10 protein-coding genes and 4 tRNA genes are annotated in these 12650 nt (G+C 38.0%); 4 read left to right on the top strand and 10 right to left on the bottom strand.

Annotated features, from left to right (window positions below):
* Positions 1 to 192: 192 nt before the first annotated feature.
* The 8 genes from BI291_RS13320 to BI291_RS13285 form a co-directional block, all read right to left on the bottom strand.
* Positions 193 to 269: transfer RNA gene (locus BI291_RS13320), tRNA-Asp, on the bottom strand.
* A 42-nt stretch (positions 270 to 311) separates the two neighbouring features.
* Positions 312 to 388 (bottom strand) — tRNA-Asp (locus BI291_RS13315).
* Positions 389 to 427: 39 nt separating this feature from the next.
* Positions 428 to 504 (bottom strand) — tRNA-Asp (locus BI291_RS13310).
* Between the two features lie 24 nt (positions 505 to 528).
* Positions 529 to 605: transfer RNA gene (locus BI291_RS13305), tRNA-Asp, on the bottom strand.
* A gap of 142 nt (positions 606 to 747) precedes the next feature.
* Positions 748 to 2049: a TIGR03503 family protein gene (locus BI291_RS13300; protein ID WP_074499260.1), complete on the bottom strand. Its 1302-nt coding sequence runs from the start codon at positions 2047 to 2049 to the stop codon at positions 748 to 750.
* A complete protein-coding gene (gene dnaQ / locus BI291_RS13295) occupies positions 2040 to 2762 on the bottom strand; it encodes a DNA polymerase III subunit epsilon (protein WP_074499259.1) in 723 nt (240 codons plus the stop codon). Before dnaQ ends, BI291_RS13300 begins: the two co-directional genes overlap by 10 nt.
* A 9-nt stretch (positions 2763 to 2771) precedes the next feature.
* A complete protein-coding gene (locus BI291_RS13290) occupies positions 2772 to 3260 on the bottom strand; it encodes a DUF2919 family protein (protein WP_074499258.1) in 489 nt (162 codons plus the stop codon).
* A 4-nt stretch (positions 3261 to 3264) separates the two neighbouring features.
* Complete coding sequence (locus BI291_RS13285) at positions 3265 to 3996, bottom strand: DUF599 domain-containing protein (RefSeq protein ID WP_074499257.1); 732 nt, start codon at positions 3994 to 3996, stop codon at positions 3265 to 3267.
* 393 nt (positions 3997 to 4389) lie between these two features.
* Between BI291_RS13285 and BI291_RS13280 the strand changes: the two genes are divergently transcribed.
* Positions 4390 to 6759: a carbohydrate binding family 9 domain-containing protein gene (locus tag BI291_RS13280; protein ID WP_074499256.1), complete on the top strand. Its 2370-nt coding sequence runs from the start codon at positions 4390 to 4392 to the stop codon at positions 6757 to 6759.
* A 163-nt stretch (positions 6760 to 6922) separates the two neighbouring features.
* Positions 6923 to 9283 carry a carbohydrate binding family 9 domain-containing protein gene (locus BI291_RS13275; protein ID WP_083602055.1) on the top strand — a complete coding sequence of 787 codons (2361 nt, stop codon included), beginning with the start codon at positions 6923 to 6925 and terminating at the stop codon, positions 9281 to 9283.
* A gap of 118 nt (positions 9284 to 9401) precedes the next feature.
* On the opposite strand, the gene BI291_RS13270 is transcribed toward BI291_RS13275, so the two are convergent.
* Positions 9402 to 9935, bottom strand: coding sequence for a hypothetical protein (locus BI291_RS13270; protein ID WP_074499255.1), 534 nt, complete (start codon positions 9933 to 9935; stop codon positions 9402 to 9404).
* Between the two features lie 8 nt (positions 9936 to 9943).
* Positions 9944 to 10789 carry an RDD family protein gene (locus BI291_RS13265; protein ID WP_286272975.1) on the bottom strand — a complete coding sequence of 282 codons (846 nt, stop codon included), beginning with the start codon at positions 10787 to 10789 and terminating at the stop codon, positions 9944 to 9946.
* Positions 10790 to 11143: 354 nt separating this feature from the next.
* Here BI291_RS13265 and cysK point away from each other — a divergent pair, with 354 nt between their 5' ends.
* Both cysK and BI291_RS13255 read left to right on the top strand, forming a co-directional pair.
* Positions 11144 to 12112, top strand: a complete 969-nt coding sequence (gene cysK, locus BI291_RS13260) for a cysteine synthase A (RefSeq protein ID WP_074499253.1) — start codon at positions 11144 to 11146, stop codon at positions 12110 to 12112.
* Positions 12113 to 12209: 97 nt separating this feature from the next.
* A complete protein-coding gene (locus tag BI291_RS13255) occupies positions 12210 to 12644 on the top strand; it encodes a hypothetical protein (protein WP_074499263.1) in 435 nt (144 codons plus the stop codon).
* Positions 12645 to 12650: the final 6 nt, after the last annotated feature.

The raw sequence follows: 12650 nt of genomic DNA, 5'->3' as shown, positions 1-12650 counted from the left end.
GTTCTCCTGAATAACCATTCTCTGCAATCAACGCCGTGCCTCTAAAGCGTTTAATTCTCGCTGAATGACCGAATATTTATGCGAATTGGTATAAGTGCGGAATACGAGACATTTATTCTCGTTATTAACAATTGGAGAACTTATAAAGAGAAGATAAATAATGAAAATTTTGATAATACAATGAAGATAAGTTGGCGGAGTGGACGGGACTCGAACCCGCGACCCCCGGCGTGACAGGCCGGTATTCTAACCAACTGAACTACCACTCCGCACAGGGGAACGTATTTTATAAGGCGACCCTTATGAAACATTGGCGGAGTGGACGGGACTCGAACCCGCGACCCCCGGCGTGACAGGCCGGTATTCTAACCAACTGAACTACCACTCCGCATTGTCTCAATTCTATTACTTGTTTTTCATTATCTATTGGCGGAGTGGACGGGACTCGAACCCGCGACCCCCGGCGTGACAGGCCGGTATTCTAACCAACTGAACTACCACTCCGCAGAGATAACATTTAGGAAGAGTTGGCGGAGTGGACGGGACTCGAACCCGCGACCCCCGGCGTGACAGGCCGGTATTCTAACCAACTGAACTACCACTCCACACAAGTATTCCTAAATTCAACAACAAGTCGTTGAATGCGGCGGGAATAATACGGATAACAGTGCAAGGCGTCAACCCCTTTTTTACATTAATATTACTGCTTGCACAATTGCTGAACAATAAGTTGAATTTAGCAGCATTTTATTGCTTTTTACGTTTCATAAAAAACACTGCAACCCCAGCTAGTAGCAATAAAATCACATTCGCGACAATTACCATAATAATATTTTTTTGTGCTTGTGCCTCTGCTTCAGCTGCTTTTTGTTCTTTTGCTTGCTTCAATGCTAATTCACGCGCTTCTTTTTCTTGCTCTAACTTTAAAATTAACGCCGCCGCTTGTTTTTCAGCTTCACTTTGTGATGATTCATCTAAGCTAGGGACTAAAGGCCCGCCTTCTCGTTCAACATTAAAGGTAAAGTCTGGCACCACTAAACGAAACTCTCGCCCGTTTTTTGTATTTCCGAATGCATTTAATGTGATTCTATGTACCCCTGGTTCGGTATAACCAATTTCTTTAACCCGAGCGGTTCCATTACCTTCCATAATAGCGAAAGGTTCAGATTGACGATCTGGATAAGTAATTTTACCTTGAAAAATTAAACTATCAGGATCAACATAGCTGTCATCGATATGAATAGTTACTTCATGAAACGCGAGCGGATCTGTTGTTGGCTTAACCTCGATAGAAATAGGGTTCGGACGAACGATAACAAGTTTTTGTCGTAACTCCCTAGTTGCCATTGGCATAATTACTCGATAAATGGGTGTCCACTCACCGGGTGAAAAGTTCAATTCAAATTCACCAGTAAAAATACCGTCGCGAGCATATTCATCTAACTCGTAACCGTCGTCTCTAAACGTACCTATTTCTATAGGCTCTGCACCAAAATTATCGTAACCCGTATTATTAGTGCTGTAAAAGTCGATGGTTAATTTGATCACATCATTAAACAGTGGATCATCTATCGCTTTTTCTTGGTTATATAATTTACTGGTTATCTTGAGGGTTTCACCGGAAAGTAAAATGTCAGCTAATGGTTCTACTTCTAGCTTAACTTCTGAAACAATCATTATTTTGCTATCAGGTAAAATTGCGCCTATCGCTTGCCATGGTCCAGGCATAGGACGCACAATACGTATCATATCGAAAGTAGTATCATCGTACCATTCTACTTTACCTTTCTCCGCATTAGTGACTTTAATCTTACTGCCATCTGGGCGCACTAAAATGATGGGAGGTGTTCCACTTCGACGATAAAACAACAAGGTAATTTCTTCAAGCTGTGCATCAATGTGAAACCTATTGTCAAAATACGGAACACGATTTGTTACGTTATCTTGCTCATAATAATGAATTTCAGTTTTAGTGTCTTGAACAGCAACGCCTGGTATCGCATAAAGCCCTACTGTTAATAACACTGTCAACCATTTCATTATTGCCATATTGGCTCACTCCCTTTGTCAGCGATTAGCGCTAACCTTTTTTTATGTCGTTCTTCTTCATCGGCAGATGCACGTACAATCTTTAATTTTTGTCGTTCACTTGATAAACGTTTTATAGCATTGCTGTCTTCACCGTTTTCCTGGCCGTCACCCATGGAAAAATTAAGCGTAGATTGTTTACGTGTCATTTCAATATAAACAAATGCAAGTAACTGAGCATCAATCAATGCGCCGTGATAAGTACGATCAATTAAGCCATCTACCCGATAATGTTTTGCTAAGAAATCTAAGGTTTTTGGTGAGCCAAACTCATCTTTAGATACTTTTAACGTATCAGTAACTGTACAAATGTCTTCAGTCATTGGCAGCTGTGCCCTAGCCATGCTAAATTCATGATCCATAAAGCCAACATCAAATTTAGCATTATGGATGACTAATTCGGCGCCTTTGATAAAATCAATAAAAGCTCCAGCTACGTCAGCAAACAATGGTTTATCGCGTAAGAATTCATTCGTTAAGCCATGAACGTCGATAACTTCCTGTTCCATCTGAAATTGAGGGTTGATATACGCATGATACGTTCGCCCCGTTAATTGGCGGTTTATCATCTCTACACAGCCAATTTCAACAATCCGATGACCTTCTCGAGGGTTTATACCTGTTGTTTCGGTATCTAGAATAACTAACCGATGCTCTTGTTTGTCATTACTCACGTTCTCACCCTACTTTTCTGGTAATTTTTCTGGGAATTCTTGTACATTGATATTAACTCTTTTACTCGAGTATAAATAAATCACGGCTATTATTATGGTAACTGAATTAATTAATAGCCATTCTTTACTTTGCATTTGCCAAAAGTAATAGGCGACTAAATTTATCAACCAATCGAAAAACAGCGCAATAAATAAAATGTTTTTTAACTGACGGCACATTTTTTTGATAAAGCTATTTGCACCAGGCCGGCGTAAGCTCAATAGAAATACTGTTAATATACCGCCTAAACCAGATAGCAAGCTTAAATAAAATAATTTAGGATCAGGGTAAACCCACGCAATAATACTGACACGGTCTTGCATATTAGTGACAGACATTAGCCAGATAAGATAACCGCGTAAGATAAACAGTAGAATTAAGTAAACCCCTAAGGCAATTTTCACACAGTCAAACTTGTCAAAATCCGCCGGGCCAAAATTTTCGTATTGCTTTGACATTCTGCTAGCGGCTCAATTTATTAAGCTTCTCATTTCGTTCACTATGCAATATTTCTTGCCCGGCTGTGATGGCACGCACGGCCTTTGATCTAAACTCGCGATTATATAACGTATATACAACCAACACGCTAGCTAGAATAAATAATAACGGGTGAAAAAACCAACAAATCGCCGCTATTGAAAAATAATAAGATCGCAAACCATAATTATAAGAATGTGCCGCTTGGTCTTGCACTATCGCCATTTGCTTTGCGTAAGCTAATAAGTTTTTATTGGTACCTGATTGATCTGTTGGTGAAGCGCCAACCATAACATTAATAAAGCCGTACTGCCTCATTGACCATGTAAACTGGAAGAAGGCCATGACAAAAATGAACGCAAGTAAGCCTAGCTTTAGCTGGATTATGGTATGGTTAGGAAAATCAGCATAAGGAATAGTTGCAATAACCGCCTCTAGTTTTTCTACTTGAGCAAAAAGGGTTAGTACGCCCGCTAAGACAAGTAACGTTGATGACGCAAAAAAAGCAATGTTTCGCTCTAAATTAGCAAGTAATGCAGCTTCGCCAACTTTGATGTCTCGTGTGATCACTTCGTACATCCAAAGTATTCTATGCTGATGTAAACTACGCGCTATACAGTTAGTGGTTTTTGCTTTTTTTCTGGCAAATTCTGTGTAACCCATCCAGCAAACAATAAAGACCACCAGCGCCAATAAATTAAATAACAAATTAGACATGAAGCATCGAGAAAATGTTAACTACGTTACATAATAAGTTATCATATTTTTGAAGTGGTTAAACCTTTTATCTGAGCGTTTCATTAGGGCCTGTTGATCTTTCGCGTTTATTTTTACAGCCGTTTATTGGTATTTAGACAAGGCATTACGATTAATATGTGGTTATTCCACATGAAAAAGCAATAACGACGTATAAATGACAAAAAACGCTGCTCTTTGGGGTGAGCTAAATATGAGACTAAAAATGTACAGCAACATTCAACACACCCTACAAATAAATACGTTATTAAACTGATGTAAAAAGCAAGTCATCGAAAATACTTTGACATAGTAAGGCACAATTTTTACATTGCGCGCTCTCAACAATGATAATGATAAAAAAGAATGCTATCGATGCCCTCTGTCAAAACGCTGTATTTTTTGGCTTGTAGCCTAACCATCTTCTGTTCATGTATTACTAGCCATAACGCTTACAGTAAACAAAAAAAAGACATACATATTCCCCGTATTCAAGGTGAAATATCTGTTGATGCTGATTTAACAGACCCTCAATGGCAACACGCAACTAAAGTGTCGTTAGACATAGTAACCCGTCCATATAACAACACAAAAAGCCCGATAAGTACCGAGGCTTTATTGATGGAAAATGGTGAAGTATTTTATCTTGCTTTTGTTGCACAAGATCCAGACCCAACCCAAATCAGAGCCTTTATACGTGATCGCGATAAGTCATGGGGCGACGATATTGTTGGCATTAAAATAGATACCTTTAACGACCAGCGCGCTGCCTACCGGTTTTTAGTCAATCCAATGGGATCTCAAATTGACGGTATCGAAAATGAAGTCACACAAAAAGAGAGTGATGCTTGGGATGGTATTTGGGACAGCGCTGGTCGTCTTACCGAAAACGGTTATATTGTTGAAATGGCACTTCCGCTTCGCATGCTTAACTTTAAAGAAAAAACAAGCTTGCAAGACTGGGGCATAGAATTAATGCGTTTTTATCCTCGAAATGAACAATTACGCATTTCAAATATTGTACTGGATAGAAATAATAGTTGTGAGCTTTGTCAACTACATACCGCAACAGGCTTTAAAGGAGCCAAGCAAGGCGATAATTTAATCATTGCACCTTCACTGGTATCAGGTGTACACCAAGAAAAAGGTAGCAATGATGAATGGAACAAAAACAATAACACCGAAGCTAGCCTAGACCTACGCTGGGGCATTACCGCCGATACATTGTTAAATGCCACTATCAACCCTGACTTTTCAACCGTTGAAACTGACAATGCACAGCTAAATATTAATAATACTTTTGCATTATATTACGACGAAAAGCGCCCTTTCTTTCTAGACAATGCTGATTATTTCGACACCAACTATAACCTTATTTATACACGTAACATCAATGCTCCTAACTATGGTGCGAAATTAACCGGCCGACATAATAATCACACATACGCACTGTTTGTTACTGACGACGACACCACTAACATTCTAATTCCAGGAAATAGATCCTCATCGGTTGCCAGAATTGATGATAAATCAAACGCAGCAGCTATTCGTTACCGCTACAGTTATAATAAAGATATTACCGTAGGTTGGGTATCAACCTTACGTGATGCAAAAAATTACCATAATGCTGTTCACGGTATCGACGCAAGATTTAAGCTATCAACGTATGATGTATTTAAATTTCAATATTTACATTCAAATACTGAATATCCTGACGACTTATTCCAACAATTTTGCAATGAAGACAACCCCGAAGCTTGCCAGCAAACTACACCAGTAGATTGTCAATTTGGTTCATGTGCTTACAATGAAAATGTATTAAGAACACAAAAAGAAAAGCCTTTTAGCGGCAATGCCTTACGTGCAGGTTACTACCATAATGATGAAAAGTGGCATTATTTCGCTACTTACGATACCCAAAATGCAGGCTTCCGTGGGGATTTAGGTTTTATTTCTTATGTTGATCATAACAAATTTGCTATTGGCGGAGATAGAACTTGGTACGGAAAAGCAGGTAGCTGGTGGACCCAAGCAAAAATATATTCTGATTGGGACATTACCCATAATGATGCAGGTGATTTAATAGAGCGTGAGTTTGACATTAATGCCTCGATAAACGCGACTTATAGTTCATGGGTTCAACTTTACTATACACAGCGAGATAAAGTAGGCACAAGACACAATAAATCAATCTTAACGATAAATGATAATACTACATTGTTTACAGAACAACAGCTTGGTATTCGAGGTAATATTAAGCCGATTTTAGGGCTTTATTTATCGGCAAACGCCAGCTATGGTGACGCCATTGATTACAGTAATAATCGCTTAGGCCAAAACAAGAAATTTGACACGCAAGTCAATTGGAATGTTAACAAACACTTAGAAGTGCGATTAAAGCATATCTTTAATCAATTAGACGCCGACAACCAGAATGTATTCAATGCACGATTAACAGAACTGCGTACTACCTATCAATTTGACGTAAAAAGCTTTTTACGTTTTTCATTTGTGTATAACAATACAAACCGAAATGCGAATAACTATTTATATACCGCACCTGAAAACATTACGCCTTACCATAAAGGTGTTGGAACCGAATTATTGTATGCCTATAAAATCAATCCACAAACGGTGTTTTATCTCGGATATTCAGACAGCCACCAAGCAGAACGTAACTTTCATGACTTAGAACAGCAACAACGAATTGTTTTTATTAAAGTGAGTTACGCATGGATAAAATAACTACAACATTCAGCACTTTTATTTAATGATTTAAAAAGCCGTCTGTGATGGCTTTTTTTATTTTATACGTTGTTAAGTTTGTAAAAATTTGTAAAAATTCGCCTTCAAAAGGATATCCAGAAACATTCTGGTTTAACAAAACAATAATAAACTTGGAGCAAAAATGCAGTTTTCGTTTAAATACTGCGCCATCGTGATGTTAATTTCACTAACCTCACTATGTAGTAACACCGCACACTCAGAAGAAAAAAATTATCAAATTCCATACGTTAATCAATCCGCAGTAATAGACGGAGAATTAACTGATGATATCTGGAAAAAAGCAAAAGAAATCCCATTAACAATTGTCAACAGTCCATGGAACAACAAGCCTAGCCCTGTCAGCACAACGGCTAGAATAGTTGAGAATGGTGAATTTATTTATTTATCGTTCGTGGCAAAAATCAGAGATAATGAAGAAGTGAAAGCCTTTTTAGGTGATCGTGACTCTCGATGGTCTGACGATATTGTTGGCATCAAATTAGATACTTTTAACACCAGACGATTAAATTATGAGTTTTTTGTTAATGCTTATGGTGTACAGCACGACGGCATTAATAATGAAATGACACAAACACCTAATCGCGCCTGGGATGGTATTTGGGATTCATTTGGCAAACTCATTGAAGGCGGTTATCAAGTAGAAATGGCTATTCCCTATGGCATTTTAAACTTTGAAAATAGCACAAATATCAAAACATGGGCGTTTGAATTAATTAGGTTATACCCTGGCGATACAAAACTTAGAATATCCAACCAAGAAATAGATAGAAATAACGATTGTTGGCTTTGTCAATCTCCTGAAATATCTGGTTTTAAAAACGCTAAAGCCAGTAAAAACCTAATGCTAACACCTGCCATTGTTGCAACAAGAAATGAATCGAGAGATATCTATGATCCTTCCGATGAATGGCACAGTAAAAATAACGTTGATGCAGGACTTGATTTACGATGGAATATCAACAGTAATAATTTATTAAATGCTACCATTAACCCTGATTTCTCTACGGTAGAATCAGATGCAGGTCAATTAAATATTAATAAAACCTTCTCGCTTTTTTATGATGAGAAACGCCCTTTTTTCCTAGATAACGCAGATTATTTTAGCTCTAATTTTGATTTAGTATATACCCGTAACATTGCTGATCCAGATTATGGCGCCAAGGTAACCGGTACTGAAGGTGCGCACAGTTATGGTGTTTTTGTGACTAACGATACTGAAACTAACTTTATTGTGCCGGGTAATACTGGCTCAAATATCGCCTCGTTAGCACAAGACAGTCACTCAGCGGCTATGCGGTACCGCTATGATATTCATGAAGATTTTTCAATTGGTACCGTTTCAACATTACGTGACAGTGATCAATATCACAATTATGTTATTGGTATTGATGGTAATTATCGCATCAACGAATCAAATCAATTAAAAGCTCAATTACTGGGTTCAAACACTCAATACCCGTCCGATTTATATCAAAGCTTTTGCTACGGTAGCGCTTTCAATGATTGTGATAAACCAAAACAAACAGCGTGTAACTTTGGCGATTGCGCATACACCGAGCAAGTACACAGAAGTAATAAACAAGATGATTTTAGTGATCATGCCTTTCTTGCCAGTTATGAGCATAGTTCAGAATATTGGGGCCTGCTTGCCGAGCACAAACAAATCGGTAAAGACTTTAGAGCCGATTTAGGGTTTATGACGTTAGCAGATTATCAGTCGAATAAGCTAACCTTAGATCGCTTTTTTTACGGCGATGAACATACACCGTGGCAAGAAGTTAAAGTAAGTGGTAGTTGGCAAATCAAACATAATGAAAATGGTGAGTTGCTGGAAAAAAACTTACAGTCATTAGTAGGCATAGATGGCCCGATGCAATCTTACTTCGAGCTTATTTTAAATTATGACGATAAAATAGGCTTACGACGTGATGAAACTCAGCTAACCATTGATAACAACGCAACGTTATTTACCGAGAAAGCGATCACACTGTACGGTCAAGTAGAACCGGGAAATAATTTATTGTTGCAGGCAGAGTTTATTGCTGGTGATAAGATTGACTATAACAATAATCGACTTGGTGATTACCAAGAAATATTCGCTGGTATCACCTATAGTTTCACCGAAAAACTATCAGGCGAATTTTATTACACAAACGCCAGCCTAGATGCAGATAAACAAGATGTCTATCAAGCCAAACTGTCAGAATTACGATTATCTTATCAATTTAATGTACACAGTTATCTGAAACTTAACCTTGTGTACAGTGATATTGACCGTAACCCTGATAACAACCCCTTTATTGGTGTGTCAGCACGCAATAATGATCTATCAACACAGCTTATATACGCCTATAAACTTAACCCACAAACCGTCTTTTATTTAGGGTATTCAGATAGTAGTTACCAAGATGATTTTCTAGACCGGTTAACACGAGAGCAACGCACATTTTTTACTAAAATAAGCTATGCGTGGTTGCCTTAAAGTAAGCAGTTATAGAAGGCTGTATTATAGCCTTCTATAACTTTATCACTATATGCCTACTTTTTTTTAAAGCACTAATGACTAAAATGTGATTTCTTAGCGCACATTTAACTACAAATTATTTGAAAATAACCTCTTTATCACTGCGTTGATATACTCTTGTTTCAGGTGTTGTCCAAGTACCTTTCTTAAGGTATGACGTTGATACTTTCATTGAATTACCTAACAGTTCATTTGTTGACTTTACCTGTGTTATTCCTTCTTTGTTACCACTAACCTCTTCATAAGCAATTAAGGTTTTTTCATCGATCAATTCCATATACCCAGAGGTATGAAAACCTGCCGTAGTGAAATAGTAAAACACAATTTTTTGTTTTTCTTTATCATAAAAGATTAGTGACTCACCGCCATATTCACCTTGGTTAATTGAGTGCAATGTTCTAATAGCCATGCCATTTAAAGCTCGCTCCCAACGGGCAACATCTTCAACTTCAGATTGCCCTTTACTTACCGGAAACTGTGATTGCCAAGTCCCTAAGTAGTCTTTAAATAACATAAGTTCCGGTGCTAACGTTTTGCTAGTTGCCCATGTAGTTGGAGCAAAAAGTATAAAAAGTAATAATGGAAAATAACGTAAAACTGTCGTTTTCATAAGCGGCCTCATTGTTCTGATTTAACGCGATAGCCAGCTTGTTGAGCTGGATGATTTTCGCGCTTTGCTTTTGTCACATCAATCACGATTGTAGATGATATTTTATCGTGTATTGCTTGCCTGTTAGGGTCCCAATAAATTTGAATAAAACCAAGTAACCCTGTTGCTAATCCGGCACCATACCCGCCATACCTACCGAAACTGTCCCAAACAGACAACGGCGTACCATCAAGCTGTACAACACGAATTTTTAGTAATTTTTTTCCTGGTGTTTGACCGTGCCAAATAGCAGTTAATACAGAAAAGTATAGTGCAGCCCAACCAAAACCTAATCCCAAATCTTTCACCACGCTTTGTGACCACTCAACCCCTTTATTAAAAGTTTGTTCAGCAAACGATGTTTTATCAGCTGATGTAACTTCAGGTTCAGCTTCAACTTTTACTGACTCCGTGTCGCGGGATTTCCAATAGCTTTCATTAAACATAGGCGGTATGGTATCAATAAGCACAACAAAAATAACAAGAGCACCTGTGGTTTTTAATATAAAGCGTCTAATCCCTCGCTTTTTCCCCATTTGTTTAGCGCGTTTTTTACTGCCTAAACGAAAAAAGGTTAACGCAGCTAATAACGCTAACAGTTCGCCTGGCGTCTCAGCAAGCATGGCAATAATGATAAAGTCTATCAATAATGCAACGCCTCTGCGCCACGGAACAGCTAAGGGTAAACCGAATAACTGCTTATTTATCTCAAAAGCAAAGGGGGTCAATATTGTTTTGGTTTCTTGTTTTGATAATGGTAACGCATGTTGCGTTTCAGCTTCGGGTTCAGCTAACGCACGTTGATTTTCTTCCATCATATTGCATATTTCTTTTTAATTATTGTTTAACTAGCTAATTATTTATTACTTTTTAGAATATAAGATATAACTAATTGGCACTTCTTTTTCTATTTTTTATGTCTACTATTAATCATTAGCATACTAGGGTGTGATGACTTTTTGAAATGTACTATTAGTCTGAATGCTAGCCTTTGTGAATACCTCAAAAATGTATACACATTGGCACTTTATTAATGTAAATATACAAATAATTTTTTGTAAAAACCATGACAAAATACACACTCCCTAAAAGTATACAAACAAACAATGATAAATTCGATCATGCTGATCAACATTGAAATTGATTAAGCAAGAATAAAGGATGCGCACATGGCAAATATATTCCAAGATAACTCAACCGCAATTGGTAACACCCCTCTAGTAAAATTAAACCGCGTTACGAGCGGTAATGTTTATGCAAAAGTTGAAGCACGCAACCCAAGCTTTAGTGTTAAATGCCGAATTGGTGCAAACATGATCTGGGATGCTGAAAAGCGTGGTGAGTTAGTCGAAGGCAAAGAAATTATTGAGCCTACAAGTGGCAACACAGGCATTGCATTAGCCTTTGTTGCTGCAGCAAGAGGGTATGCTATTACCCTAACGATGCCAGCAACTATGAGCTTAGAGCGCCGTAAATTATTAGCGGCCCTTGGAGCAAAATTAGAGTTAACCGATGGCGCAAAGGGTATGGGTGGTGCAATTGCTAAAGCACAAGAAATTAAAGATTCAGCACCAGAAAAATATGTGTTGCTAGGTCAGTTTGAAAACCCTGCGAATCCTGAAATCCATGAAAAAACAACCGGTCCTGAGATTTGGGAAGATACCAACGGTAATGTTGATATCTTTGTTGCAGGTGTGGGTACTGGCGGTACGATTACAGGCGTTAGTCGTTACCTTAAAAAGACACAAGGTAAAGATGTACTCTCTGTTGCCGTAGAACCTACCGATTCTCCTGTGATTAGTCAAAAGTTAGCGGGTGAAGAATTAAAACCAGGGCCACATAAAATCCAAGGCATTGGTGCTGGGTTTATTCCTGGCAACTTAGATCTTTCTGTCGTTGACGCTGTTGAACAAGTATCAAATGAAGATGCTATGGCAATGGCGCACAAGCTCATGAAAGAAGAAGGTATTTTAGCCGGTATTTCATCAGGTGCTGCAGTAGTAGCTGCGAAGAGATTAGCTGAAAAACCCGAAAATGAAGGTAAAAATATTGTCGTTATTCTACCGAGTTCAGCAGAGCGTTATTTATCAAGTGCGCTTTTCACTGATAGCTTCTCTGATAAAGAACTAGTGCAATAAGCACATAACTCAATAAGATAAGGCGCACCATGCGCCTTTTTTATTGGCCAAAATAATGTATTATTGCCTTATATTCAGTTTAGATTGTAATATCATCATGAGAAAATATATTTTACTTATTATCCTACCTTGTTTGGCCATGTTAGCTGCTTGTGGCGGTAATGAAGATGAGATTAAAGAATTAGACAACCCTGAGAAAATCACCATAGCGTTTTTTCATGCACTTTATAACGAAAGAGATGTACAGAAAGCTGCGTCTGTTTGCTCTCCCAAATTAGCGCGCATAATTTTACATTACAAGTCACCTCGTGCAGTGGCTCGTCACTTATTTAACATGTCATTTGATCAAGTAGAAATTAAGCCAGACGATACCGGTGTAAAAGTGAGAGAGCAATTTAAAGATCAAGCCGTCATTACCGTTTATTTTGATGGAACTTACCACGGAGAAGTATATAAAGATGTTAAACGGATCTCGTTAATTCAAAAAGACGATACTTGGGTCATCAATAAAATTTTAAAAGATCCGTTCTAACATACG

Source organism: Thalassotalea sp. PP2-459 (assembly GCF_001913705.1).
Lineage (GTDB): Bacteria > Pseudomonadota > Gammaproteobacteria > Enterobacterales > Alteromonadaceae > Thalassotalea_C > Thalassotalea_C hakodatensis.
This window is presented reverse-complemented; position numbering and strand designations above follow the sequence as displayed.